The sequence below is a fragment of the Clostridium sp. DSM 17811 genome (genome assembly GCF_018861905.1).
Classification (GTDB): Bacteria; Bacillota; Clostridia; order Clostridiales; family Clostridiaceae; genus Clostridium_AD; species Clostridium_AD frigoriphilum.
In genome coordinates this window covers 37,095-63,512 of sequence record NZ_JAHLDU010000014.1, presented here as the reverse complement: position 1 = coordinate 63,512, position 26,418 = coordinate 37,095, and the positions used below count along the sequence as shown (strand labels likewise).

General features: G+C 28.3%; 34 protein-coding genes and 1 pseudogene. 21 read left to right on the top strand and 14 right to left on the bottom strand.

Features of this window, described 5'->3' with window-relative positions:
* The first annotated feature begins 452 nt into the window (after nucleotides 1-452).
* The 5 genes from KPL44_RS16515 to KPL44_RS16495 all read left to right on the top strand — a co-directional run bounded on the left by KPL44_RS16515 (nucleotide 453) and on the right by KPL44_RS16495 (nucleotide 2,952).
* Nucleotides 453-926, top strand: a complete 474-nt coding sequence (locus KPL44_RS16515) for a thioredoxin family protein (RefSeq protein ID WP_216252492.1) — start codon at nucleotides 453-455, stop codon at nucleotides 924-926.
* Nucleotides 923-1,882 carry a hypothetical protein gene (locus KPL44_RS16510; RefSeq protein ID WP_171295924.1) on the top strand — a complete coding sequence of 320 codons (960 nt, stop codon included), beginning with the start codon at nucleotides 923-925 and terminating at the stop codon, nucleotides 1,880-1,882. The genes KPL44_RS16515 and KPL44_RS16510 overlap by 4 nt, the downstream gene beginning before the upstream one ends.
* A gap of 114 nt (nucleotides 1,883-1,996) precedes the next feature.
* Nucleotides 1,997-2,275: a DUF6442 family protein gene (locus KPL44_RS16505; RefSeq protein ID WP_216252490.1), complete on the top strand. Its 279-nt coding sequence runs from the start codon at nucleotides 1,997-1,999 to the stop codon at nucleotides 2,273-2,275.
* A gap of 188 nt (nucleotides 2,276-2,463) precedes the next feature.
* Nucleotides 2,464-2,745, top strand: coding sequence for a ribosomal protein L7/L12 (locus KPL44_RS16500; RefSeq protein ID WP_216252488.1), 282 nt, complete (start codon nucleotides 2,464-2,466; stop codon nucleotides 2,743-2,745).
* Nucleotides 2,746-2,766: 21 nt separating this feature from the next.
* Entirely contained in the window at nucleotides 2,767-2,952 is a 186-nt protein-coding gene (locus tag KPL44_RS16495; RefSeq protein WP_216252487.1) for a hypothetical protein, read from the top strand.
* On the opposite strand, the gene KPL44_RS16490 is transcribed toward KPL44_RS16495, so the two are convergent.
* From KPL44_RS16490 to KPL44_RS16475, 4 genes are all read right to left on the bottom strand, one after another.
* Entirely contained in the window at nucleotides 2,949-3,602 is a 654-nt protein-coding gene (locus KPL44_RS16490) for a CPBP family intramembrane glutamic endopeptidase (RefSeq protein ID WP_216252485.1), read from the bottom strand. The two genes, KPL44_RS16495 and KPL44_RS16490, sit on opposite strands and share 4 nt — an antisense overlap.
* A 267-nt stretch (nucleotides 3,603-3,869) precedes the next feature.
* Entirely contained in the window at nucleotides 3,870-4,073 is a 204-nt protein-coding gene (locus KPL44_RS16485; RefSeq protein ID WP_216252483.1) for a helix-turn-helix transcriptional regulator, read from the bottom strand.
* Between the two features lie 4 nt (nucleotides 4,074-4,077).
* On the bottom strand, nucleotides 4,078-4,491 hold the full coding sequence (locus KPL44_RS16480; protein ID WP_216252481.1) for a hypothetical protein: 414 nt from the start codon (nucleotides 4,489-4,491) through the stop codon (nucleotides 4,078-4,080).
* A 309-nt stretch (nucleotides 4,492-4,800) separates the two neighbouring features.
* Complete coding sequence (locus KPL44_RS16475) at nucleotides 4,801-5,241, bottom strand: hypothetical protein (RefSeq protein ID WP_216252479.1); 441 nt, start codon at nucleotides 5,239-5,241, stop codon at nucleotides 4,801-4,803.
* Between the two features lie 510 nt (nucleotides 5,242-5,751).
* Here KPL44_RS16475 and KPL44_RS16470 point away from each other — a divergent pair.
* Nucleotides 5,752-6,657 (top strand): GH25 family lysozyme, encoded by a 906-nt coding sequence (locus KPL44_RS16470; protein ID WP_216252477.1) that lies wholly within the window; start codon nucleotides 5,752-5,754, stop codon nucleotides 6,655-6,657.
* Between the two features lie 66 nt (nucleotides 6,658-6,723).
* Here the strand turns inward: KPL44_RS16470 and KPL44_RS16465 are convergent, their stop codons facing one another.
* Together KPL44_RS16465 and KPL44_RS16460 are read right to left on the bottom strand one after the other, a co-directional pair.
* A complete protein-coding gene (locus KPL44_RS16465; protein WP_216252475.1) occupies nucleotides 6,724-6,885 on the bottom strand; it encodes a hypothetical protein in 162 nt (53 codons plus the stop codon).
* A 418-nt stretch (nucleotides 6,886-7,303) separates the two neighbouring features.
* The gene (locus tag KPL44_RS16460) at nucleotides 7,304-8,503 is read right to left on the bottom strand and encodes a YncE family protein (protein ID WP_253201813.1); all 1,200 of its coding nucleotides are present in this window, start codon (nucleotides 8,501-8,503) and stop codon (nucleotides 7,304-7,306) included.
* A gap of 252 nt (nucleotides 8,504-8,755) precedes the next feature.
* On the opposite strand from KPL44_RS16460, the gene KPL44_RS16455 reads away from it, so the two are divergent.
* The 6 genes from KPL44_RS16455 (at nucleotide 8,756) to KPL44_RS16430 (ending at nucleotide 12,814) form a co-directional block, all read left to right on the top strand.
* Nucleotides 8,756-9,067 carry a nitroreductase family protein gene (locus tag KPL44_RS16455; protein WP_216252473.1) on the top strand — a complete coding sequence of 104 codons (312 nt, stop codon included), beginning with the start codon at nucleotides 8,756-8,758 and terminating at the stop codon, nucleotides 9,065-9,067.
* A gap of 389 nt (nucleotides 9,068-9,456) precedes the next feature.
* Nucleotides 9,457-9,609 carry a hypothetical protein gene (locus tag KPL44_RS16450; RefSeq protein WP_216252471.1) on the top strand — a complete coding sequence of 51 codons (153 nt, stop codon included), beginning with the start codon at nucleotides 9,457-9,459 and terminating at the stop codon, nucleotides 9,607-9,609.
* Nucleotides 9,610-9,991: 382 nt separating this feature from the next.
* Nucleotides 9,992-10,369 (top strand): GntR family transcriptional regulator, encoded by a 378-nt coding sequence (locus KPL44_RS16445; RefSeq protein ID WP_216252469.1) that lies wholly within the window; start codon nucleotides 9,992-9,994, stop codon nucleotides 10,367-10,369.
* A gap of 2 nt (nucleotides 10,370-10,371) precedes the next feature.
* Nucleotides 10,372-11,250, top strand: a complete 879-nt coding sequence (locus KPL44_RS16440; protein ID WP_331702775.1) for an ABC transporter ATP-binding protein — start codon at nucleotides 10,372-10,374, stop codon at nucleotides 11,248-11,250.
* On the top strand, nucleotides 11,243-11,917 hold the full coding sequence (locus KPL44_RS16435) for an ABC-2 transporter permease (protein WP_216252467.1): 675 nt from the start codon (nucleotides 11,243-11,245) through the stop codon (nucleotides 11,915-11,917). The genes KPL44_RS16440 and KPL44_RS16435 overlap by 8 nt, the downstream gene beginning before the upstream one ends.
* A 189-nt stretch (nucleotides 11,918-12,106) precedes the next feature.
* A complete protein-coding gene (locus KPL44_RS16430; protein WP_216252465.1) occupies nucleotides 12,107-12,814 on the top strand; it encodes an ABC-2 transporter permease in 708 nt (235 codons plus the stop codon).
* 147 nt (nucleotides 12,815-12,961) lie between these two features.
* Here the strand turns inward: KPL44_RS16430 and KPL44_RS16425 are convergent, their stop codons facing one another.
* The gene (locus KPL44_RS16425; protein ID WP_216252463.1) at nucleotides 12,962-13,126 is read right to left on the bottom strand and encodes a hypothetical protein; all 165 of its coding nucleotides are present in this window, start codon (nucleotides 13,124-13,126) and stop codon (nucleotides 12,962-12,964) included.
* 269 nt (nucleotides 13,127-13,395) lie between these two features.
* Here KPL44_RS16425 and KPL44_RS16420 point away from each other — a divergent pair, with 269 nt between their 5' ends.
* Nucleotides 13,396-13,794, top strand: coding sequence for a glycoside hydrolase family 73 protein (locus KPL44_RS16420; protein WP_216252462.1), 399 nt, complete (start codon nucleotides 13,396-13,398; stop codon nucleotides 13,792-13,794).
* A 185-nt stretch (nucleotides 13,795-13,979) separates the two neighbouring features.
* Here KPL44_RS16420 and KPL44_RS16415 read toward each other — a convergent pair whose 3' ends face one another.
* Together KPL44_RS16415 and KPL44_RS16410 are read right to left on the bottom strand one after the other, a co-directional pair.
* Nucleotides 13,980-14,822, bottom strand: a complete 843-nt coding sequence (locus KPL44_RS16415) for a nitroreductase family protein (RefSeq protein ID WP_216252460.1) — start codon at nucleotides 14,820-14,822, stop codon at nucleotides 13,980-13,982.
* A 380-nt stretch (nucleotides 14,823-15,202) separates the two neighbouring features.
* Nucleotides 15,203-15,511, bottom strand: a pseudogene (locus KPL44_RS16410) (LysR substrate-binding domain-containing protein); the annotation flags it as partial.
* Nucleotides 15,512-15,782: 271 nt separating this feature from the next.
* On the opposite strand from KPL44_RS16410, the gene KPL44_RS16405 reads away from it, so the two are divergent.
* Nucleotides 15,783-16,229: a hypothetical protein gene (locus KPL44_RS16405; protein ID WP_253201812.1), complete on the top strand. Its 447-nt coding sequence runs from the start codon at nucleotides 15,783-15,785 to the stop codon at nucleotides 16,227-16,229.
* 49 nt (nucleotides 16,230-16,278) lie between these two features.
* Entirely contained in the window at nucleotides 16,279-16,419 is a 141-nt protein-coding gene (locus KPL44_RS16400) for a sigma 54-interacting transcriptional regulator (protein ID WP_216252458.1), read from the top strand.
* Nucleotides 16,420-16,572: 153 nt separating this feature from the next.
* Here the strand turns inward: KPL44_RS16400 and KPL44_RS16395 are convergent, their stop codons facing one another.
* The 4 genes from KPL44_RS16395 to KPL44_RS16380 all read right to left on the bottom strand — a co-directional run bounded on the left by KPL44_RS16395 (nucleotide 16,573) and on the right by KPL44_RS16380 (nucleotide 18,775).
* Nucleotides 16,573-16,908, bottom strand: a complete 336-nt coding sequence (locus KPL44_RS16395) for an SH3 domain-containing protein (protein ID WP_216252457.1) — start codon at nucleotides 16,906-16,908, stop codon at nucleotides 16,573-16,575.
* Between the two features lie 217 nt (nucleotides 16,909-17,125).
* Nucleotides 17,126-17,500, bottom strand: a complete 375-nt coding sequence (locus tag KPL44_RS16390; protein ID WP_216252454.1) for a zinc-ribbon domain-containing protein — start codon at nucleotides 17,498-17,500, stop codon at nucleotides 17,126-17,128.
* A gap of 745 nt (nucleotides 17,501-18,245) precedes the next feature.
* On the bottom strand, nucleotides 18,246-18,452 hold the full coding sequence (locus KPL44_RS16385; RefSeq protein WP_216171385.1) for a helix-turn-helix transcriptional regulator: 207 nt from the start codon (nucleotides 18,450-18,452) through the stop codon (nucleotides 18,246-18,248).
* A 2-nt stretch (nucleotides 18,453-18,454) separates the two neighbouring features.
* Complete coding sequence (locus tag KPL44_RS16380) at nucleotides 18,455-18,775, bottom strand: DUF6442 family protein (protein WP_216252453.1); 321 nt, start codon at nucleotides 18,773-18,775, stop codon at nucleotides 18,455-18,457.
* Nucleotides 18,776-19,249: 474 nt separating this feature from the next.
* Here KPL44_RS16380 and KPL44_RS16375 point away from each other — a divergent pair, with 474 nt between their 5' ends.
* Nucleotides 19,250-20,566 (top strand): Na+/H+ antiporter NhaC family protein, encoded by a 1,317-nt coding sequence (locus KPL44_RS16375; RefSeq protein ID WP_216252451.1) that lies wholly within the window; start codon nucleotides 19,250-19,252, stop codon nucleotides 20,564-20,566.
* A gap of 224 nt (nucleotides 20,567-20,790) precedes the next feature.
* Here the strand turns inward: KPL44_RS16375 and KPL44_RS16370 are convergent, their stop codons facing one another.
* Nucleotides 20,791-21,219, bottom strand: coding sequence for a hypothetical protein (locus KPL44_RS16370; RefSeq protein WP_216252449.1), 429 nt, complete (start codon nucleotides 21,217-21,219; stop codon nucleotides 20,791-20,793).
* Between the two features lie 174 nt (nucleotides 21,220-21,393).
* On the opposite strand from KPL44_RS16370, the gene bioF reads away from it, so the two are divergent.
* From bioF to KPL44_RS16345, 5 genes are all read left to right on the top strand, one after another.
* Entirely contained in the window at nucleotides 21,394-22,569 is a 1,176-nt protein-coding gene (bioF, locus tag KPL44_RS16365; protein WP_216252447.1) for an 8-amino-7-oxononanoate synthase, read from the top strand.
* Nucleotides 22,566-23,309 (top strand): alpha/beta fold hydrolase, encoded by a 744-nt coding sequence (locus KPL44_RS16360; RefSeq protein WP_216252446.1) that lies wholly within the window; start codon nucleotides 22,566-22,568, stop codon nucleotides 23,307-23,309. Before bioF ends, KPL44_RS16360 begins: the two co-directional genes overlap by 4 nt.
* A gap of 13 nt (nucleotides 23,310-23,322) precedes the next feature.
* Complete coding sequence (gene bioC / locus KPL44_RS16355; RefSeq protein ID WP_216252444.1) at nucleotides 23,323-24,144, top strand: malonyl-ACP O-methyltransferase BioC; 822 nt, start codon at nucleotides 23,323-23,325, stop codon at nucleotides 24,142-24,144.
* Between the two features lie 21 nt (nucleotides 24,145-24,165).
* Nucleotides 24,166-24,546 (top strand): hypothetical protein, encoded by a 381-nt coding sequence (locus tag KPL44_RS16350; protein WP_216252442.1) that lies wholly within the window; start codon nucleotides 24,166-24,168, stop codon nucleotides 24,544-24,546.
* 683 nt (nucleotides 24,547-25,229) lie between these two features.
* Nucleotides 25,230-26,399, top strand: a complete 1,170-nt coding sequence (locus tag KPL44_RS16345) for a hypothetical protein (protein WP_216252441.1) — start codon at nucleotides 25,230-25,232, stop codon at nucleotides 26,397-26,399.
* Nucleotides 26,400-26,418 lie beyond the last annotated feature (19 nt).

Sequence of the window (26,418 nt, the reverse complement as noted above, 5' to 3'; positions counted from 1 at the left end):
ATTTATTTCACAATCATATACAAATATCTTTCCATATCAAATTTTCTTTTTAATCCTTTATCATTCATAAATCTAACTAATCCAAAGACAGCTCTCTCACCCCAAGGTCTATCGTGATTTCCAAAGCACCAAGCTATCCCAGCAAATCCATTTGCGTCCTTACCATCTAAAAGCCACTTGTTATTTAAATAAATATCAGTATTATAAGCTTCTTCTGGAGTTTTACTTCTTTTCTTTATTTTGCTGTTGGTATTCCATTCGTGTCGAAATAATGACGTTTTAGGGTTTTTATGTTGTATTATAAAACTTTATGTAACATCATGTTAACTAAGGGACAAATAACTTCAATTACCAAAAAAATATTATGAACAATAGAGTGAATATTAATATACATAAGAAAGTAATTCCATTTAAAGAAGTTTTATGAAAAAAATCAAATATAAAGAGGTGTTATGATTAAAAAAAATTTTTTAAGGACCTGTATTATAGTTATTGTAATAATTTTAGGAATAGGATCTTTTTATATGACTAGAGTACATGGTAACTCTAAAGAAAATGATGAAATACCAACTACTTCTAAGGTCAAGATATTATTAGACATTAATAAAGAAAGTTTAGCTGAAAAAATAGAAAACAAAGAGAGTTTTTTAGTTTATATCGGTAGACCATCATGTCCTGATTGTAGAAAATTTACGCCTAAATTAGAAAAAAAATTAACGGATACAAATAAACAAATATTGTATTATAATACTGAAGTTCGTGCTAGTAAAAAGCAAGAAATGAGAGTTTATTTAAACAGTCTAGGTATTAAATCTGTTCCAACGATAATGGTTGTAAGTAAAGGAAATGTAGAAAAAGTTTATGATTGTAGTGTAGAAAGTCAAAGTGAAGAAATTATGAATACATTAGGGGGAAAGATAAAATGAGTAGTTATAAACAATACATAGCAGGGGTATTATTAACAACAATGTTAGTTGCATCAGGTTCAAGTGTTCATGCTAATGCTACTGAATACAATAATAAATTAGCACAAAATGCAATTGAGAAAATTACAGGAACAAAAACTATTGTAAAAAATACAACTGAATCAAATGATTTTGTTGTAAAGACAGATGGTTTTCACGCAGTTGTTAAAATACCACAAAAGGCTTCTAATCCTATTTTAATTAACTCTGCATATGATAACAACAATAACTTTAGTATGTTATTACCGGAGCAAGCTGATGATTCAAATGTTAATAAAAGTGAAAATGGAACAGTTGTATATACTACTAATAACAGTTCTGCATCCTTTGGAGCTCAAGCTGTACAAGAAAAAGGTATGGAGGGAGTTAGAGCACTAATTACAATTAACAATAGTGCTGCTCCAAAAGAGTATACTTTTAAATTTAATTTAAAAGAGGGGACAAAACTTGTAACTGACACTGAATACTTAGGGAAGGAGTTTTCAACTGGTGAAGTTTTTATTGTAAACAATAAAAATATTATTACGGGGATTATAGATAAGCCTTGGGCTTATGATGCTAACGGTAAAAAAGTTCCAACACATTATAAAATTCAAGATGGAAATAAATTAACTCAAGTTATTGAATTCACAAATAATACTGCTTTTCCTGTTATTGCAGATCCATCAGCATGGCAAATAACTAAATGTGTGGGTTCTATAACTTGGGCAATTGGTTCTGGTGTATTTTCAGTTGCTAAGATATTTAAAATAAAAAAATATGTAGCTGCATTAGGTGGAGTGAAAGAAGCTGCCGCAGCTTTAATGGGAGTATCAACAACTGGTGTTGAAAAAGGAACGGCTTTTGGATCGGCTTTAATGCAGTTAGGATCAGCAGTATTAGGTATTACTGCAATAAAGGAGAATTGTAATCTCTAATCAATTAACTTTATAATGATATAGATGTGATTTTATTTGGAACGTCACATCTATATTATTATCTATCTAATTTAGTTTAAATTAAAAATAAAAAATACGAGAGGTGAAGGAATAATGACTGAAAATAATATTAGTAAAGAAAAAGCTAATAGGGTACAACCAAAATCTATAGGTTATTTAGCTATGATGTTTTATATATTAATTTTAATTATAATTACATATATGAAGGAAAGTCAAATTCCATATAGTCTTTTTAGTATCCTATTTGTAGGGCAAGGATTTGAAAGTTTGTACAAATATAAAAAAAATAAAAATAAGTCAAACCTTTTAGAGATAATAGGTTGTGTAATTGCTTTTATTGGTTTAATTATATTAATGCTCACTAGTGTCTAATCATTAAAAATATTAATAGTTAGAAGAAATGTAACATAATCAAGGGCCATACTAGGTATCACCTTATTATGCTTTTTATTGTATTATTAACAAGAGATATTTTAATTTTTTATATAGAATTTATGGTTACTCTAGTAAAGTAAATAATTTATCTCATACTCGTAAACTATATTGGAAGGAGTGAAATTATGAACAACATAGTTATTTGGGGAATTATAGGAGCAGGATTACTAATAATTATAGTATGTGCTATTATTCGTACGCAAAAAGACATTGAAAGAATAAATGTAACTCTAAATAAGATTGCTAAACAAGTTGGAGTGCAGGATACAGTAACAAATGAGCTGAAAAGTCTTATTTTAGATGGTAAAAAAATTGAAGCAATTAAAAAATATAGAATGGTAACTGGATTGGGGTTACTAGAAGCAAAAGAATATGTCGATTCTTTATGTGAAAAGGAATTAAAATAGGCTAACATGCTTTTCAAAAGTTTGAAACAAAATGGTTTTTATGTTGAAACTGATTATACAGCTCCAAACCAGGACTATGAAGATTTTCATTTTAATGAGAATAAGAGAATTCGCTCTGAATTAAGAATTACTGATGGATTCTATCACTATGATATGCCGTGTACTGTAGAAAACCGAATAACCCTCATACTCGATTCTTATGTTTAATCAAATAAGTAAAAGAATAAAATAAATATCTCAATGACATTTGCTAAAAAATGTGAAATAGTGCACGAGTAAATATTCTTAGTTTTTTGATAAATCACACCGTAAATAATATTATCTATAAAAATAAAAAACGAGATATAAATAATACCTGAAATGGAGACAGCCGAAAAATTTCCTATTGCAAAAAATAATGAAGTAATGATGATAGCCCAAATTGGTTTTGTAATATTGCAAAGCTTAGTCTGGAAAAATCCTCTAAATGCTATTTCCTCAGCAAATGCTAAAATCAATAATTGAGGTATCTGTAAAAGTAATTTACCAAATGATAACATCGGTTTTGTATCTGAAGCATACAAGTAGACCTCTGGTAGGACAAATTTAAACAAACTAATTGATACAATACCCGAAACAACAGGAATCAAAATTAACCACCAATATTTTTTTATATCAGGTAAAATGTTTTTTGGAATAAAACCAATGTCTTCCATTTGACCTTTGTTTCTTTTGTTTTCAATAAATAAATACAATATTGAAAAAAGAAAAGTTAAGCTTAAGCCAACAACATTAGTAAAAACTACACGTGTTAAGCATAGAAATCCAAAAATTGCAATTGGAATATAAGTTTCCAATAATTCATTTCTATTTTTCATTAAAATACTCCTTTTATATTTGCTGAATTTTATAACTTAGACTAATAATATACACTTAATTATAACATAATTACCATAAATTATATATACTCACAAATGTTATTATAATACTTTTTATATCTCATGTAATACATACTAATAGCAAAAAAGATAAAGAAAATGAAGATTAAAATATAATTGTTTTAAGCTATTTGTAAGGCATAGATTTTTATAATCTATGCCTTTTGTGTTTACTATAAATAAACTTTAATAAAAAATATATATTAGTTAATCTTCAAATCTAAATAATTCCTCAACAGAAGTATTGAAAATTTTAGCAATATCCATTGCCAGTTTAAGGGATGGATTGTATTTGCCGTTTTCAAGGTGAACAATGGTTTCTCTACGTACACCAATTAAGTTAGCTAACTCACTCTGCTTTATATTCATTTTCTCTCTATACTCTTTAACTTTTGTTTTTAATGTTGGCATATTACTACATCCCTTCGCTATCAATTACGCAGAAGATGATTGCTCGTGTAACAGATAATATCACTATTCCACCAGCAATTAAATATCCTATTATTACAGCAGTTTGATTTATAAACATTGCGTTAAATAAAATAATTGCCATGATAATATAAGCGATGTCTAAACAAATAGTATTTGTTTTATAAAGAGTTTCTTTTGCAAACTCATCAAAAACATCCCGCTTGCTTTTAATTATCATTAAAAACAAAATCATGCATCCAATAAATGCATACTGCATGATTACATGAATAGGTTGATAATAATGTTTTATACACATCCAATAATATGCAAATAACCATAATGATGGAATTATTTCTGCGCTTATCCAAACTCTTAAATTAATTTTTTTATCTTTTGTTTTAATTTGTTGTAATCTCATAATATAACCTCCTAATGTGATATATTTATAACTTGTATTGTAAATATATCACATTTTAATTTCAAAATCAAGATAAAAGTGAATTATTTATAACTTGTTAAGTTATAGTAGTATACTACACAACATCACCTGAAAATATAATTTTCATATTTTAATATTAAATATAAATAAAAAGTAACCCCAATTAAACATAGTAATAAACTTATTATATTTCTTTAAATATTGATTTAAATCAGGGTTTAAATTTTTTATATCAAATGAATTAACTAAAGTCCCATCATCGCTAATATCATAGTGACATTGGTATAATCATTTACATACATATGCATCTTTTACAATAGAACCTGAATATTTTTCTAAAAACAATAAAACATGTCCATTCTTTTTAACAACGGGATCTTCATCTATTTGCGGTTGCAATAAAGTAATAACATCGTTGGTTGAAATCAAATCCCCTTTAAGTACTTGTTTTATTTTAAGCTTATTAGTAGCAAATGTAACGCCCTTATAGTTTGTTTCGGTTTGTTCGCCGGTTTGTACAGCTTCAACTATATATGGAGACTCAGATATTAAATTATCTACGGTTCCAGTGGCAAATGATTGGCTAGCACTTGATGCCAGTTTAACACTTGGTACCATTTTAACACCTGATGCTATTTTAAAATTATTGTTTTGATGTTTTAAAATAGAAAATATGGAAATAAGTACAGTTACTATTATTAATCCTGTAATTAAAGATTTCTTTTCCATATAAACAATTCCCCCTATATATAATGATATGGGAGTAATTGTGTCGACATAGAAGCTAAGCATTGCTCATCTGTTACGTTTCTAAAATCATTACTGAAATGTACTGACAACCCATAAAAGGGCTCCTCAACATCTGTCTCTAAAGAATATTGTTCATTAGGTCAAATGTATAACAACGAACCTTTTTTTAATGGATATCTTTTATGTCGAACTATAATATATCCCTTACCTCCATTAATAAAAATAAGTTGTTTATATTCATACTTCCCTCCAAATTTTAAGATAAAGCCCAAAAGTAAATACACACTTTCCATTTTAATTAAGTAAATTAGTTTCTACTTCTAACTAGTATATATATTTTTCCTAATTAAAATTAGTACATAGTTTATAATAGACCCATTCTTTTACAATAAAATTTTAAAAGGATCTATCATAACGGTAAAAAATTGTAGCATAAATTTAGTTGTCACATACTATGATACGACAAATTAATTAAAGTGGAGGGGTTTTATGAAAGGAATAGATATATCTAGTTATCAACAAAATGTAGATTTCGTAAAAGTAAAGAATAGCGGAGTGGAGATAGTTTATATTAAAGCCACCGAAGGAATCACTTATAGTAATCCGTTATTAAAGTCGCAATATGCTGGAGCAAAGGCAGCAGGACTTAAAGTTGGATTTTATCATTATCTAAGAGCGAATGATCCGATGTTAGAAGCAAAATACTTTTTAAGTACTATAAATGGACTTTCCGCTAATTGCAAATATGCTATAGATGTAGAAGTTGCACTAGGACAAGCCTTAACTAAAGTAAGTTCTAATGTAAGGATATTCGCGAATTATTTAATGTCAAATAAAAAGGAAATATGTATTTATACAGGAGATTATTTTTACGCAAATAATCTAAATAGCTCAGTTAAAGATATTCCTTTATGGGTAGCACATTATGGAGTATCAAAACCGGATGTAGTTAATTATATAGGTTTTCAATATTCAGCTTCTGGGAGCATAAATGGAATAAATGGAGCTGTAGATTTAGATGAATTTAGTTCTGGTATATTTCTTAGTTCAATATCACCTGTATCTGTTAGTGCAGTTGTAAAGGCATTTCAACATGCTGCCAATTTAATTGGATTAACAGATACAAATGGGGACAAGCTTGTTGAAGATGGCATTGTGGGAACTTATACCACACAGGTTATAACTAAAGTATTGATTGCAAATGGAGCTCATAATGAATTAGTAAGATGGATACAGCAAAGACTTATTGCATTAGGATTTAGTGTTGGTACAACTGGAGCTGATTCATACTTTAGTGTGAACACATTAGCTGGTGTTAAGCTTTTCCAAACTTCAAAAGGATTAGTGGCTGATGGAATTGTTGGATCATTAACCATAACACAACTTTTAGATTAATTATCATAGGTAGAGTAAAACCGTGCAACAAGAGAGTGTATTATATTGTTGCACAGTTTTTTATTATTAACAAGATTCAAAAAACATTAGAAAAATTCCTATTATTGTTGTAATACATATTCCATATTCACTCATAGTTAATATACTTTTTTTCAATTTTTTGTTAAATATAGAAAGTAGTATTAATCCTATTAATGAAATTATTAATACATATATTGCTGGTGACATATCCAAGTCCCTCTTTCTGATAACTATTCTTCTTATTATGCCCTTTATTTTTTGAGAAATCCCATAAATAATATAACATTCATACCATATAGGAAGCGTTATCTTGAATGCTCCTTCGATCTATTGGTATTACATTAAAAGCATAAGGCATACAATATACCGAAAAGTATATTGTATGCCTTTTAAAGAAAAATAAAGAATTTCACCTAACTTTAATAAACTTCATATAAGTGGTAAAACAAACCAATGTTTTATTTACTGATAAATCAGTTTGTGGACATATTTACAGGCACAATATAGTTACAATTGTTAAAGATACGTTAGAGTATATTTGACTTGTTTTGATTAGTTTTAATCCTTAGCGTATAATTTCCGAGTTTTGATGTCGGTACCCAAATTTTAAAACAGTTCTTTTTTATTAAGGATTCACACCGATGCCAAAGGGTGTAGATCCTACCGTAACAGTAGCTATGACGGAATTCGACAATCCACTAATGACCGAGACACTGTTACCAAAAACGTTTGCTACATAGATTTTATTTGTTAAAGAATCTACACCTATACCACTAGGGTTATTTCCTACAGGAACAGGTGCTAGGGTGGTATTTGTACCTCCGTCAATGACGGAAACATTGTTACCATTAACGTTTGTCACGTAAATTCTGTTAGTTGTAGAATTTACATCTACACCACGTGGAAATGCTCCTACTAATACAGTAGTTATGACAGTATTTGAAGCCCCATCAATGACCGATACAAAGTTACTGAAAGAGTTTGCAACATAAATTCCATTGGTTAAAGGATTTATACCTATTCCAAATGGTTTAATTCCTACTGGAATAGTTGCAATTACGGTATTTGTAGCTCCATTAATAACCGAGACATTATTACTAATATAATTTGTTACATAAATTAGGTTTGTTATAGGATTTACGTTTAAGACAAATGGGTTAGTTCCTACTGTAACAGTAGCTATAACGGTATTTGTAGCTCCGTCAATAACCGAAACAGTACTACTTGTAGAGTTTGCTACATAAATGCGGTTAGTTGTAGGATTTACAGTAACGCCTTGAGGGGCAACCCCTACCGGAACAGTGGCTATTATGGTATTCGTAGCCCCATCAATAACCGAAACATTATTACTATTATTGTTTGCCACATAAATTCGATTCGTTGTAGAATTTACATCTATACCACGTGGTGTTGTCCCTACTGTAACAGTAGCTACCACGGTATTATTTACGTCAATCACGGAGACGTTGTTACTGTCAACATTTGTAACGTAAATTAAATTAACGGAAGTAGGAAGTATCGATCCTGCAGGCCCTTGGGGTCCCTGAGATCCTTGAGGTCCTTGAGGCCCTTGATATCCTTGATGCCCTTGAGGGCCTTGAGACCCAGGAAACCCCTGTTGCCCTAGTTGCAGTGGTACCCAGCGTCTCCCAGTATCTCGATAAAGAATACCATGATCAATATCTAAAAAAAGTCTACCTTTAATCTTTGCTGCAGGTCTATTAAAAAATGGACCTTCTTGAATAGACGGCGTATCTCCTGCATTAATAACAAAAGAAAGGTCGACATTTGTATCATCTTTCTTATTGAACTTATTTATAGTCAAGTTATCTACTCCTATATATTATTATTATTATTATTATATAATATATGTATTAAAGGTGTTTTTGCTCAGAATTTTTTTATTAATATGCAATTAGATCACATATGTGATTGAATAAAACAGTTGCATCAGTATAACCAATTGTGATGTATGAGTACAAAAATATAGCACGTGAGCTTATAGCAATAGGTTTACAGATTTTAAAAGATAGAAACATAAAAATAGCTACGTTATCAGTTAAAGGTACAAACTCGAATGCTATTAAACTATGCATTTTCAGAACCTAGTCGTGATTATTGGATACAGGATTGCAGCGCTGCAACCGAAAACATACTCATTGCTGCAATGGGATTAGGTTTAGGCACTTTATGGATTGGGCTTTATCCAATTCCAAGTAAACTAAAACCTGTTCGAAAGGCGCTAGATATACCTGAATATGTAATACCTTTAAATGTTATCTATATAGGATATGCAGATGAACGAAAAAAGCCAAGAAAAAAAACTTTGTCAATCAATATTCATTATTCTCCTACTAATATAATTCTGCAAATCCGTCTTAGAATATAGCTAATTATACTATTATTATAAATTAAGCATGGTTACATTTGTATCTACATAAATATCTAGATATTCACATTAACGTTCTGTTTAGGACATAAAACCTACTGTTAACGTAAATTGGAGTATATTACAAGTTTATATATGATAATATAAAAATGAAAAAAAGTTGAATAAAGTCAGTTATGGGTACAGCAATGACTTACAAGAGGTTAAATAAAATTTCAAAATTAATGTTACTTATCAATATCAATATTTAAGCTATGTAACATTCATGGTTTAAAATTATCAAATATTATTTTTAAGTACGTAAAATACTGTCACTGCGTCATATTAATATAACTTTTCGCGGAAATAGGCAAAACAGCCCAATTAGATTTTGATAAAGGAGGAGTTCTATGAAGTATTTTTTAAATGGAGTAATTTGTTTTTTAATCGGTATTGGTTGTTGGTTTTTAGTTGGTAGATTTATTGATAAAAATTTAGCTATTATTTCTGCTCTTTTTGTTACAATAACAATTCAGTCATTTTTAAATAGTAGAACTAAATAGCTAATATTAATCTCTGATACAGCTGATATACGTGTAAAAATCGATTATTTTCATTTTGTCGTCAACCACTGGTTGCAATTAATAAATATCACCGTAATAGCCCATTTAATATAATTAACATGGGAAAGATAAATGTACATTTAGCCTATAGACTTCAAGTGAAAGTAACACAATTACTATTGTGTTACTTTCAGGTTATTAATATGAGATTAACAAAGTAGCCCTATATTTATTTATATGGGGTTATTGGTGACGACATAAGTATTCGGCTGTAGCAACTTTTTCTATTTATTATGTTGACATAAGCGAAAAAAAGCATATACTGTATACAAACAGTTAGTACAGTTAGCACAGTTATATATTTCCTTAAAGGAGACTTAAAATGAAAATAATAATCTCAAACTCATCTGATGAGCCGATATATGAACAGATTACAACACAGATAAAAAATAATATTTTTAGTGAACAATTAAATGAAGGTGATGCACTTCCCTCTATTAGAAATTTAGCTATTGAGCTTCGAATTAGTGTCAGTACAACTAAAAGGGCTTATGAAAAGCTTGAAATGGAAGGTTTTATAAACACCGTACATGGAAAAGGATCCTATGTAGCAGGGCAAAACAAAGAGTTATTGAGGGAAAGAAAGATGAAAATTATTGAAGATAAATTAACAGAGGCTATTGAAGAAAGCAAATTTATTGATTTGTCTTTAGACGATTTGAAAGAATTACTTGATATTTTATCTGAAAATACTAAATAGGGGTGGGGATTAATACGGATAATATTTTAGAAGTTAAAAATTTAACCAAAAACTATAAAGATTTTACTTTAAATGATGTAAATTTTAAATTGAAAAAAGGTTATATTATGGGGTTTATAGGGCCAAATGGTTCCGGCAAAAGTACTACAATAAATCTTATAATGAATTTGATTAAAAAAGATTCAGGAAATGTGAAAATTTTTGGTCTTGATAACATAAAAAGTGAAAAGAATATTAAACAGAGAATAGGTTTTGTATACGATGAAACATACTGTTATGAAAATTTAAAATTAATTGAAATGAAAAATATAATATCTCGGTTCTATAAAAATTGGGATAATAATGCATTTAATAAATATCTTTTAGATTTTAACTTACCTAAAAATAAAAAGATAAAAGAATTGTCAAAAGGTATGAAAATAAAATATTCTCTTGCTATTGCACTTTCACATAAAGCTGAACTTATCTTAATGGATGAACCAACTTCAGGGTTAGATCCTGTATTTAGAAGTGAATTATTACAAATTCTTCGTTTTATCATTCAAGATGAAAATAAAAGTATATTTTTTTCAACACATATAACTACAGATTTAGAGAAGGTGGCTGATTCAATTACCTTTATTAATAAGGGCAAGATAGTTTTCTCTGATTCTAAAGATGATATATTAGAAAAATACAAAATTGTAAAAGGTGATCGATCACTTATAACTGATAATATAAAACGAGAATTTATTGGAATAAATGAAAATTCTTTTGGATTTGAAGCTTTAACTGACAACGCTGAAAGAATAAAAAAGGTTATTGGTAAAGACATTTTAATTGAAAGAGCAAGTCTAGAGGATATTATGGTTTATACGGTTAAGGGAGGTAGGAATGTTTAACTTAGTTCTAAAGGATATTCTTATGCAGAAAAAAAGTACTAAGGATTTAATGATAGCAATCTTATTAAATTTTATTATCATTTGTATTCTACAATTTCTAGGAGCTGCATCTGTTTATATTTTAACACCATCTATATTTGCAATTTCATTAATTACAAGCAGTTGTGGATTTGGTGAAAGAAATGATGTTGATAGAATGATTAACAGCTTGCCAGTAAACCGAAAAGAAATAGTTATTAGCAAGTATTTATCAAGTTTTATTTTTCTTATTATTGGAATTGCTATTACAATACTATTTGCTTCTATAATCAAATTTTCTGGACTTAGCCATATTAATAGATTTATGAATTTAACTGATATAATAATAGTTTCAATTTTTACTGTTGTTTACAGCTGCGTATATTTACCCATTTATCTATGGCTTGGATACTTAAAATCACAATTGATTAACAAGGTTTTGAATTATTTTATATTTATTTGTGTAACTATTACAGTTGTGATAGTTACACTCATTGACAATGGTACTGCAAAAGACTCTTTAATGAATTTTGTGATTTTGCCTAATTTTGAATTATATATGGTTATGTCATTTCTATGCTGCTCAATTATATTAATTTCTATATCAATTTTTACTTCACTCAAAATTTATATTAATAAGGATTTATAGATTAAAATAATAAGGTTGAAAACTTATTCAAATTCGATATTAGGGGGTAGTAAATTGTTAATAGCAACTATTACAGAATATATTGTGAGAAAACAATCTGCATTTTTTTTCTTAGGAATCGCAATTTTATTATCAATAGGAATATATACAAGAATAAAAAATAAGTAAGGTTTTAATGGAGGAAGTAATATGTTTAATTTAGTTTTAAAGGACATTAGCATTACCAAAGGAACTTTTCCAGTAGTTTTAATACTATGTTTTACAAATAATATGTTTTTCATAAATGCTCCAGCGTTTATTTATATAATAGTTCCGCCACTTATTGCCTATGAGTATTTTAAGAACTCTTGTGAAAATGATTATAAGTATAATTCCAATATTATGTTTAGCAGTTTACCAGTAAACAGAAGAGAGGTAGTATTTTCAAAATATATAGAATCCATGCTATTTTTAATTTTTGCTATTATTTGCACTATAGTTTTCACATTTGTATTTAGACGTATAGGGATTTCTGGTTTAGGCGTTGGTGCTTTTATTCATGTAAGTAAGTTAATGCATCTTGATGATTTTAGTAAACTAATGAATTTCAAAATTATAATTATGTATTCTCTTTTAAGTACTATATTGTTTATATCTATTTATTTCCCGATTTATTTTAAATTAGAATATTTAAAGGTACGAAATATCTTTGCTCTTGTAAGTATTCTTATATGTTTTGTTCCAATCTTAGTTTTGTATATTATGGGCAGTGAAAATATTTATAATATTGTTAAATATTTTAGTGGTATACCAGGTATAATAGCTAATGTTGCCCTCATAGGTATATTACTTATAATATTGTATACATCGGTGAATATATCAATTAAGTATTATGAAAACAAAGATTTAATTCTTTAAAAAAATTATGAGTAATAGCCTCAATCTGAAAGTAACTCAATTGGTATTGTGTTACTTTCAGAATATCAATACGCACTTAATAAAGTAAACCCATATCATTTAATGTGGATTTAATTGTATCGATATAAATGAATAAATTGTACCAAACTATTTTTCCACCCTAAAATTTTTTATGTTATAAATTGCAATTAATATTTGTGGAATCATAAATATTAATATTAAGTAATGTTTGTATAATAGTTCACAAATAATTGCTAATACTGAAAAAATAATTACTACAATGCTCCAGAATCTATTTGTTTTTTTACTCATACTAAGTCTACCACCCATTGATTTTATTTTTAAATTTAATATGATTGTACTGTACAAGTATAACATCAAACATTTATTCAATTATACTACTATTGCCTTATCCAAGCGTCAGAATAATAATGAAAATTATATTGAATCAAAAGTATCCATTCAAAATCGTAATTGCTCAGTTAAAATTAACTAAGTATAATAAAATAATCTTCCCAAAATCTCAAAACCTCTCCCTTCCTCCATATATATAAGTTAAAACCCTAAAGGAGGAATCACCAATGGACAAAACCCAAATAATAGAAAGCCTAATCCCAGGAGCATTACTATCCTATGAAAAATACAACATCCTTCCCTCATTAACTATAGCTCAGGCAATACTCGAAACAGGCTGGCTGCAATATGTTAAAGGTAATAACATCTTTGGTATCAAATGGACAGAAGGCTCTGGATATGAAGTTCAAGAATTTAATACTCATGAATTTATAAATGGAGTAAGCACTCCCATGGTGTGTGTGTTTAGAAAGTATGAAACGCTCGAGGCAAGCATCCTGGACCATGGAAAGCTTTTAAGCTTTAGCAGGTACAAATCTGTAATAACGTCTAAAGACTACAAAGAAGCTTGCCAAAACGTCTATAACTCAGGGTACTGTACTGACGAGGAGTACCCTGAAAACTAATATCTATAATTGAGCAAAATAAACTTTATCTTTATGTCTGCGCTCCTAGATCTGAAATAACTGAAAACACAACTGACGAAGATATTAAATATCTTCAGAAGTGCTTAAACCTTATGAAAATAATATATGTAAATATAAATGAAACAAGAGAGGCCTCTTTATAATGGCTTCTCTTGTTTCACTTTTTATTCCCTTATCCAAGAAAAAACATACTCCATATTCTCAGGCAACTCTAGCTTCGGCTTAGATACCGTATTAAAATGACCTTTAATACCTTTTTCTTTAAGTGAAAAATCAAAGTGTGCTGCGGCAATTCCCATATCTACTTTTTGGATATCGTAGGGGAACCTATCGCTATATCCAGGTTCTTTACATTCATAAAAATGGAAGTCACCATCTTTAAGAAGTATTCTCCACGGCTGTTTATTTGATGCTGATGGTGCTAATCGAACCATTTCTAGTGGAAAGGCAAGACTACCGGCTTCTTCTTTAGTAAGAGGAGAATTAAAATCATTTTTATAAAATAATTGATCCCATTCTTTACGTTTATCTGCTTGAATCATTGTTCTCATTTCTATCTCTTTTTCATGCTTAGTGGCGGCGGCATATCCATAAGGTGTTATGATTGGGAATAATTCTCCTTCTTTAATCTTCATAGCATCTGCAAAGCCTTCACGATCGAAGGTTCCTCCGAGAAAGCAAGTTCCAAGATCAAGATGTGCTAAATAAAGAACTACTGATTCCAATTCATATCCCAATGCTTCGAGTGCCATTGGTTCTAATTTAATAGTTGTTCCGATGTATTGCTTTGAGCCTTTAATAACGCCGTAGGTTCCAAGTTTTTCTTTGTTTTTTATGTCCTTGTCATCAAGATAGTGAAAATTGACTTCATTTCCAAATGGATTATTTAAAGAATCAATAAAAGATTCAATAGCTTTTCTTTTAGTTGGTTCAATTTCTCTTTCTTGATAGTTTCTTACACTGTATCTTTTTTTTACTGCATCTTCAATTGAAAAATCAATATTCATTTATTATACCTCTTGTAAAATATATTTAGGTTATTAAAGGCAACCTATAATCCTTTCTAATAATACAATATATCAATTGCGTTCAATTACATTGTATACAATTAACAATGAGCTGTCAATAAAAATAATACTCTTTTTTAGGTTACCCACCAAATGATACGAATACTGTCTAAGTATGAATATTTCAAAAGCTAAAGTTGTATGTAATTCAAGTCCAATTATAGGATTAAGTATACCAGCTTTAGCCGTGGATTTTACAGTAATAATGGTATAATTAAATAAATTATTTATGCTGCAACAGTAAAAAATGATGTAACAAATTTAAGGAGGATATTTTATGGAATGGATAGGCTTTTTCTAATTATTTTAACAACAAATTATTAGTTTACTTTATGAATTTTATAGATTTGTTTTGTAATTGCAATGAACCCTTTTATTTCATCGTGTACATTGTTTTTATGCCATGCAATCCCATATGAAATTAAATCACTTATATCCATAGGAATAATGGAAAGCTCAGGGTCTAAGAGAATAAGGGATTGATTTTGAAGGTCATCTATTTTAATGATAGCTTTGTGAGTTAGTGGATGGTCTTTAGGTAAGACACAGACAAATCTTCCGGTAAAAAGCTCTTCATAATCAACATCTGATAAATCTTGAATACTTTCTTTTACAGTGAAAGTTAAATCAAAATTATAATTGGTAAATAAATTTCTTTTCTCTTTGTTCTAATTAATAATTTTAATCTGAGTTCATCTTCTAGAGTATTAATTTACCGCCTTCACTTATAGAAGTTTTCTATTAATAATAACATATTTCGATTTCTGTTCCAATAAAAAAAACGTTAAAATATTAACAAATAAGATATTACTTGATGTAAATGTTTGAGTTTAGCCAACGGCTTATTAAATTATTTATTCGATTAATACCTTTAATTAAAAACAAATGGAGGGAAAAAATATGCGTTATATTGTTACAGGATCAGATGGACAACTAGGAGGAAGAGTAGCTTCAAATATGTTGAAAGAGGTATCAGGAGAGCAATTGATTTTTACATGCCCAGGTAAATTAGTTAGTCAACATGAAATTTGTGATATGATTAGTAAATTATCTGGTATTGATTATGAATATACAACGCTTAATGAAGAATATTATGATTATTTAGATTCAATATATATTCCTCGTACTTCACATGGAAATTATCCAAAATCACCTGTACCATGGTGTGCTAATGATATGGTAACAAATGAATCAGGTATTAGAGATGGTTTAATGGCAGATGAAACGGATACTGTTGAAAAATTAACTGGCAGAAAGCCGATAGATCCTAAAGATTTATTAGAAAAGTATAGTTTTGTATGGAAAGAAAAAATAACTACTTATTGGGATTTAGGTAAAGTTCAATAATAGTAGTAATTTAATACTGTGGAGTAAAGCCATTTTTAAGAAATGGCGAATGATATCCAGACTTTTAGTACTTCAGTCTGGGGAAATTCAAATAATTGGTTCGAATAATACTAATAGAGTTAATGTTAGGGTTATAGCGGCTACAAATAAAGAATTAAAATCCATGGTAGGAGAGGGGAAGTTTAGATAGAATTTATATTTTAGATTAAATACTTTTAAAATAACCATTCCACCTCTTAGAGAGCGAGGAATGGTTATAAATTTTTCGTGATACCAACGTCTATAGTGAGTGGGACAAAATAAAAGAATATTCTTCATTAACCTACTAATTTGGTATAATACCTTATTTAGTTGTTAGTTTCACATATTTAATACTTACATATCCTGTTTTACCACTGTAGCTTACTTTATAAAAACTACCGGTTCTACCGAGGATTGCAATTTTAGTTTTGTTAGCATATTTTCCTAGTATAGAATCGCTAGTTGATGCACCGGTTCTTATGTTTAAAATAGATGTAGTTACACCATATTGTATTTTAGATACTGTTTTAGATTTTACTACCGCTTTTACTTTTGTTGTTGCTGCTTTTGGTACAGTGGTAGCGCTAACCGCCAATGTAGGTACTACAGATGTTGACAATGCTAAAGCTATTACTAAGCTAGATAATGTCTTATTCATATTAAAATCACTCCTGTTTTTTATTTTTATTCTATTACAATAATAGTATAAATTATACAAAATTTGTATCATTATTATTGTAATGGAAAATTATTGACATTGTATTAACATTGCAATAATTTTTTATTAATTAAACTGTCTTTACTTCCGTTAATATTCCTATAGTTTGTTGTGTAGCTAAAATTGTTTTCAGTGTCTTCTTTAATATATTGATTAGTTATAGCTGTTTCTTGTTGTGTTTTCTTATAGAAGGCACTTTAGATGTTTCTACATGCTGATTAATTTTTTTGCTAATTTTATCATTATAATGTATTTGTGATACATTGTTATATTTTTTATTAGATGATTGCTTAAGAAGAGCAACATTATGATTTAATTTATGGCTCATTAATATCGGTATACAAAAACATGCTATTATGGTGCCTGCTACCAATAGAGTCGTAAGGCGCCCTTTCTTAGTATTTAACTTTTGAATATTATTAATTGAAGAAATTTGAGAATCCTCTAAACTCTCATATATATCATGACTACAATAATGACAATAAGGTTCATTTTCATCTACTTCATTACCACAATTTTTGCATATAATCATTTTAAACCTCCACTCTTAGTTAATTTATGTTTTTCAATATAGCATAGAAAAACATAAATTAACTAACATTTTAGAAATAGTTTTTAAATTTTTTCACCTAAATCTAATTTTACATTAGATCCATTATATTAGAACTTCTGCTTATCATTTCTTAGAATTAAAAAATGATGTTAAAGTAATTATACCATTATGTTCCACATAAAATAAGTAACATTCAATATAATAAGATGTTTTTTTGAACCCAGAAGATCCATTTAAAAACGTAATTTTTTAAAACTAAAACAAAATCTGAATGTAAAGCAATTCCTATTATGTTACCTCATTAACCATAAGTACTATTAAAAAGCTCAAGCAAATACTGAGTTAACTAAAAATAATGTTTTCCCTATAGTTGCTGATCCTAGTGCGTGGAAAATAACGAAATGTATAGGTGCAATGGGAATAACACTTGCAGTTACTATAGCTAAAATAGATAAAATAAGGAAATTTATAAAGGTAATAGGTAGTGTTAAAGAATCTAATATATGAAATATCCGGTATAGCCGGTGTAATATTTCAATGCAGATTTTAAATAGAGAGTATCTTTTATCACGAAAGCGATTTGAATATCTAAACATTATACCGATAGTATGTTTTTTTTACACGAATAGTTTCCATTAGATTTTTTTCGTTTCACTACATACTATATTTTCCAATAATGATTCAATAGATATTTTTGTTTTATGTAATGTAATTAGAATGTCGCTTAATCAAAGTAAAATAACTCTTCAAACTTCATATCCAATGAAATGCAAAGGATAAGTGCAAGTTTCGCAGTTGGACAAAATTGTCCAGTTTCAATTGAACTTATTGTTTGCCGAGAAACTCCAATCATTTCAGCTAAACTATCTTGAGTTAGCTTTTTTTCTGCTCTTGCAACTCTTAATTTGTTTTTCAAAGTTAATTTTTCCATATTTAGTTAGCTCCATTAATAAAGAAATCTAATAAGAATATAATTGAGACGCAAAGCAGTATAATTCCAAAAAATAAATATAACTTTCCTTCTGTTTTATTTTTATACTTATAAAGAAAAGTAATTGCAGGTTGAATAAAAATAATTCCAAACAAATCATTAAAAGGCATTTTATGATACATTTTCCAAAACATAACTAATGCTATTATGAAAGTTGCTATTTGTGCTGCATCTTTTTCTGATTTTATTGTAACTTGTTTACTCCTTTCATCTTCCCATAAATTTTCATATTTGCTTTTTTTTAAAATTTCTTCTTTTTTCATAATTAACAAACTCCTTTTACTATCTATGCGTATAATATACCATTATTCTAACTTTTCGACAAGTACACTTGTCGAAAAACATATTATCATACAACATCCTTCCATATACGATAAAAAACTTAACGTTAATAATAAAAGCCCTATTATTAAAGAGCTAATATTATAAGCATTTAATAATAATAGTAGTTGCCTTTTAACTAAACTTTGCTTCAACTTTTACTATAAGTATGCCTTTATTCAATTATATAGAATATTAATATAAATTTAAAATATTTAACATAATGATAAAAATTTTAAATACATACTAAATTTTATATAACACAAATATTAAAAGTAGCTAAGATTAATCTTAACTACTTTTTTAACACACAACATATGGCCCTTCAAATCTATTAATAATTAATCACTTTAATAAGTTAAATGAGATATAATGTGTATAAAAGTAAGTGTATATAAGAGGGGGCATTTAAAATAATGGATGAAAAAAAAGGTAGTGCCATTGCATTGTTACCATTAGGCATATTTATGGTTCTATTTCTTGGTGTTTCAATTATAATGAAGGACTTTTATAAAATGCCTGTAGTTGTAGCTTTAATAATTGCATCTACCATAGCCATACTTCAAAACAAAAAAATACCTATAGAATTAAAAGTTGAAAGGTTTTGTAGAGGTGGTGGAGACTCCAGTATCATACTTATGTGTTTAATTTTTATTTTAGCAGGTGCTTTTGCTGAAGTCAGCAAATCTATGGGAGCTGTCGATTCTACTGTAAATTTAGGACTAGCTATTTTCCCACCTAACTTTATAGTAGCTGGTATATTTATAATTGGTTCTTTTATATCCATGTCACTTGGAACTTCCGTTGGAACAATAGTAACTTTAGGACCTATTGCAGTTGAGATTGCACAAAAAACAGGTTTACCTATAGGGATTTTAATTGCTGCTGTAGTCAGTGGTGCTATGTTTGGTGATGGATTATCTATGATATCGAATTCTACTGTAGCTGCGACTAAAACTCAAGATTGTGAAATGGTAGATAAATTCAAAGCGAATTTTAAAATAGTACTTCCTGCCGCTATTATAACATTACTTATATATGCATTTTTAACTGGTGGTATGCAAATCAATCATTCAGGAAGTTACAACTACCAATTAGTTAAAATATTACCTTACATAGCTGTACTGGTAGTAGCTTTAACAGGATTTAACGTAGTATTAGTATTAGTTGGAGGTATCATATTAGCAACTATAATAGGTCTTATTTACGGTTCATTTAATATATTTATGGTACTTCAACTTTGTGCAAAAGGTATCGCAGGTATGGAGGACATATGTATAATATCCATACTAATTGGTGGTATAGGTGAATTAATAAAATTCAACGGTGGTATAGATTTTTTATTAAATACAATACAAAAGAGAATTCACTCCGAGAAAGGTGCTGAATTTGGCATTGGTATATTAGTTAGTTTAGTAGATTTATGTACTGCTAATAATACTGTTTCTATAATTATAGTTGGTTTACTAGCTAAGGACTTATCTGAAAAATATGGTGTAGATAAAAGAAAAGCTGCTAGCCTTTTAGACACTTTTGCTTGCTTTGTACAGGGGTGTATACCTTATGGTGCGCAACTCTTGGTTGCTTCTAGTCTTGCAGCAATTTCACCATTTTTAATAATGAAATACCTTTGTTATCCATATCTTTTAGGCATTTCATCAGTATTTGCTATAATACTTGGTATACCTAAATTTAAAACTCCAGCTAAAGGTGCATTAAAGCTAGAAGACTAAGATTCTCATCCTATGCGAGTATAAAAAATATAAAAAGATACTATTAGCAAAACAAATTTCTTATATTCAATTGCTCAGTTAAATTTAACTAAGTGCTTAACAACAGATATAACTCAATGCTTTAATAAAAAATTGCTAACTCTTAAAGGCTAGTAATTTTTTTTTATATTATTATTAATCTCTTCAATATCAGCATGTGTCTGTTTATTAGAATTTGTAATTGATTATAAAAACTTTTTCATTTCTTCAACATTTTGTTGCTCGAACTTTAACAACCTATTCGCTATATCTTTTATATCTTGAGTGGCATCTTTATATTGTTTAAGTCTTTTTGTAATATCAATAATCCCCATGGTACTACCTTGAATTAGCATTTCAGATATATGAGATGGGGTTTTATTTGTTAGTGTTTTAATATTAATCATTATATATGAAGTTATTTTAGTAAGAGTTCCTATGCCTTTAGATGATTCTTGTGTATCCTTAATTTTATTATTTGTTATATCAAATATTTCAGTGTACTCTTTCAGTTGTGACTCCAAATTTTTTCTGTATGGCTCATCTTGTACAATATCAATTAATTCACTAATTGTACTTTTGCCCATTTCAGCATTTTGATAAATATAGTCTAAAAACTCAATGTTACTATTCATTAATATCACCTCATTAGTATTATTTGCATAAAAAGAATATCTATCCATAATAAAGATTTTTATTTTTTATTTTGATATAAAGTGGGTAATTAGATGAATTGTAAACCGAACATACAAATTTGGTTGACAAAGTTTTGCTTTTGTTATATATTTTGATTATAGGGGGACTAATTAATGAATTATATAACAGATAAACTTATAAAAATTAAGGATAAAGGATTATATAGAGAACTTAGATACATTGATACAGCGCAATCACCTAGGGTTAAAATTGAAGGAAAGGATTTTATACTTTTAGGATCAAATAACTATTTAGGTCTTTGTGATGATTTTAGGCTAAAAAAAGCTGCTATTGATGCAATCAACAAATATGGTGTTGGATCAGGTGGTTCTAGATTAACCACAGGAAGTTATGACCTACATAAACAATTAGAGGAAAAGATTGCATCATTTAAAGGGACTGAAGCAAGTTTAGTTTTTAATACTGGATATATGGCTAATGTGGGTATTATTTCAGCCTTGTGCGATGCTAGCTGGGTGATTTTTTCCGATAAATTAAATCATGCTAGTATTATTGATGGCTATCGGTTAAGTGGTGCAAAACTTATAAGGTACAAGCATTGTGATATGAATGATTTATTAAATAAAATAAATAAGTATAAAGGAAGTAACAATTTAATTGTAACAGATGGTGTATTTAGCATGGATGGTGATATTGCACCATTGCCAGACATTGTGAAAATTGCAAAGAAATTCAACATGATGACAATGGTAGATGATGCACATGCTACCGGGATCTTAGGTAAAAATGGATCAGGTACAGCATCATATTTTGGCTTAGATAATGAAATTGATATCATTATGGGAACGTTAAGTAAAGCTGTTGCTTCAGAAGGCGGATATGTAGCCGGTAAAAAGGATTTAATTAATTATTTAATAAACTCTGCAAGGAGCTTTATTTATTCTACAGCTTTATGCCCTAGTACAATCGCAGTTTCTATAAAGGCACTAGAAATTATTGAAAAGGATGAGGAAAGAAGAGTTAAATTATTAAAAACCTCAAACTGGTTTCAAAACCAACTTAAAGTAGCAGGATTTAATGTAATGGAAACCCAAACCCCAATCATTCCCATATTAATTGGAGAAGTAGACAAGGCTGTTGAATTCAGCAAAATATTATTATCGCAAGGCGTATATGTACCAGCCATTCGACCACCTTCTGTACCGCGAGGAACAAGTCGTTTAAGAATTTCTTTAATGGCAACACATTCAAAAGAAGATTTAGAAGAAGCATTGGTTAAAATTAAAGAAATAGGAAAAGAATTAAAGATTATTGGGGGCTTATTATGAATAAGCCCTATTTGATTATGCTACCTGGCTTTGGAATGAACAGTTGTGTTTGGAAAAGAATTAGTGGATTTTTATCAAAGGATTTTGAATTGATTTTTATTGAATGGGATAACATTGATTTATTAGATGGGTTTAAACAAAAGGTAATAAACATTATAGAAGAAAAACAACTTTCCTCTTTTTCCTTACTTGGATGGTCACTCGGATCATTAGTAGCGGAGGAAATTGTTTTAGATAATTTGTGGAATGTTAATAACTTAATTTTAATTGGAGGTACAAGCTCTTTTATTCAACATAAAGAAGAGGGGTACAATTTAGGGTGGAATAAAAGAATTGTAGAAAGAATGAAATCTCAGCTATATAAAAATCCGAAAGTAACACTATTTAATTTTTATGACTCGTTGTTTTCAGATGAAGAAAAGGAAAAGGGATATAACACGGAATTTTTAAAGATAATGGGGGATAACATTAAAATTCAGTCAGTAGATTCCTTGGCATTGGAGCTTGATTATTTAATTCAAAAAGATTTAAGAAATAAATTAGTAGATATAAATATTCCTTTATTAATGATTCATGGTGAAGAAGATAAAATATGTCCAATAGAGGCTACTTTATATATTAAAAATATATTAACACATTCTAATATAGAAGTTATAAAGAGTGGAGGTCATATCCCATTTTTCACAAATCCTCATGATTGTTATAATTTCATATCAAAATTTATAAAAAAACACCTATAAAGGGAGAGAATTTATGATTGATAAAAAGCAGTTAAAACTTCATTTTAGTAAAAATGCATCAAATTATGATGAATATGCTCACGTGCAAAAGGATATGAAAAATTTTTTAGTGAAATTTATGATGCAAAACAATAAAAATAACACTGAAGTTAAAAACATTTTAGAGATTGGTTGTGGAACGGGGTACTTAACATCTACTTTAATTGATCTTTTTCCGCATTCGCATATAACCGCTGTTGATATTGCGCCAGGAATGATTACTGAAATAAAGTCAAAAATTAAAAATGATTCTGTTGATTTTATTTGTGGTGATTTGGAAGAAATGAATTTTAATAATACTTACGATATTATTATTTCTAATGCCACCTTTCAATGGTTTAATCATATACATGCAACAATAGAAAAATTATATACTCTATTGAATCCAAATGGTATCCTTTGCTTTTCTACATTTGGAGAACATACTTTTTGTGAATTAAATAAATGTTTTAAAAAAGTAAAGGAAGAACTATCTATAAAAGAATCCATATATTCAGGACAGTCTTTTTATAGTCTTAATGAATTATCTACATTATGTAAAGATGCTACAAAAAATCAGAATATTGATGATGTTTTAGTAGAGGGTAAAGAAAAATTTGAATATGAATATTTCAATAACTGTAATGATTTTTTCACTTCAATAAAAAAAACTGGTGCTAATAATAGTAATAAAAACAATAAATGTACTTCTCTAACTTTTATTAAAAGAGTAATCAAGTATTATAATGAAAATTTTTCTGAAAATAATAAAGTAAAAGCTACTTATCATTGCTTATTTCTTAAAATAATGAAATAGAAGGGTTTTAGAAAATTTTCAGTGCATATAAATATCTTAAGGCTATATAAAGAAAACCTAGGGTATGATGATGTTGTAGAAAAGAAAAAATTAATAGGGCTTGTGAAAATGAAATTAATAACCCATTTGGTAGCCCATTTAAAGCCTATTAAGGGGCTACCAAGTAATAGAATAAGAAGTAAAGAACAAGAAATAATAAATAAAGAAGAAGTAGAAGAAGTAATGATTAAACAGGTAATATTAATTACTAAATGTGAAAATGAAATAAAATACAAAAATAATTCTGCAGACACCTTTGTTATTTTCTTTTTATTAATTTATTCAATTTATATGAAAAGCACTCAATATATTAATATTTTAAACATCCCTTACGTTGTAGATTTTTTAGTATATTTAAATTGAATAAACATTCTCATTATGGATTTTAATAAAATTATTGATAAAAAACATAAAGACGTATAATTAAAAGAAAATACCTCAGCATACGATAAAAAACTTAACGTTAATAATAAAAGCCCTATTACTAAAGAGCTAATTTTATAAGATTTTACAAAACCCTTTTTATTATCAATTTTTGTATTTGTAGTTAAAGCATATCTAAGCATATCAAAATTTGTTTCTGTTCTCGTTAGTCCATACAGAATAATGCACAATCCGACTATAACCATGAACAGTATAAATATATTATTCGTAATAATACCACTCCCTCTTAGTTTATAATATTATAAGCATTTAATAATAATAGTAGTTGCATTTTAACTAAACTTTGCTTCAACTTTTACTATAATTATGTCCTTATTCAATTATATAGAATATTAATACAAATTTCAAATATTTAACATAATAATATTAATTTTAAATACATCCAAAACTTTATATGCCATACTTCTAATTGTTTTTAAATCTTCATCAGCTACATCATAGTTGGAAGGTTTTATATTTGCAAATAAAATTCAATTAAATAGTAAAGAAAGATAACTTTTATTCGATGTTAATATAAGAGTGTTAATATATACAAATATAGTATAAAATTAGGTAGAAGTATAGGCTTGTTTTTGATTGATATTAAAGGGGGACATAATAAGATGAACAATATTAAGAAGATTTTAGCAATGAGTTTAATAGTAGCACAATTAAGTATACCAGCTTTAGCCGTGGGTTTTACAGTACCAGAGTTTTCTATACTAATAGGATCTTCGGTTTATGAATTACAATATGCTAATGATTCTAAAAATGCAAGTGTTATAAGTGAGGCTTTAGTAAATAACGAAGGTGATATTTATATCCAAACAAGTAAGGGAACGTGGATTAGTAATTCTACTGGACTCGCGGTTGCGAAAAGCTTAATAGATAATATTACAATAACAAACTTTAATGGTAGAGCTATTGAGAGTACAGATTTTGAAGATAAGGCAGCACTGTTAATGGGCTCAATAAAGTATAAAGTAAATGATGTAAATTCTATAGCATTTATAGATTTAATACAAAGTGAGTCAAAAATAAATTCTGTTAAAGCGGAAAATGCATTACTTTTAGCTAAAGACATATTAAATGATGATACTTTTAAGAACTCATACCTTGAGGTTGAAAGTGATAAAGCAGCTACACTGATTGTTGATAATAAATATAAGGAAGCTGCAGAGGCTTATGCTACATGTGTTAAGTATGGTATAAACATTGTAAATAATACGGGGTATATTAATGCTCTAAGTAAATATGCAGATTCAGAACTTGTAAAAAAAACAAATCTAAATGAAGAAGATATAACTAACTATTATAGTGTGGGTGATATAGATAATGATGGAACTCTTGAAGTTGCAGTATTTGAAAGAAATTATTCTTCTGAGAAATATATTCCGAGTAATATACAATTATTTAAATATACTGATGGAAAATATAGTCTTTTTAGTACAGTGCAAACTAATGCAGAACGTTGTATGAGTATAAATATTTCAAAAGCTAAAGATGACATAAATGGAGTCTTTGTATCAGGTATTATGGGTATGCACAGCGGATCGCAGTCTCTTTATATAATTAAAGCTGGAGAACTTACTCCAGCAATAGATGATATATATTCACTTTATCCTTCTAAAATTAAAGATATTGATGGAGATGGGTTACTAGAACTCTCTTCTTTAGAAAGGGATACTAATGATCCAGATTCTAGCAATGCAACGTGTTCTAAAATATTAACATGGTATAAATGGGATGGTGTAAGTGGTTTAACTACAGTAGAAAGTGGAAAAGCAAATTAGTTAAGGATTTTATAAAATT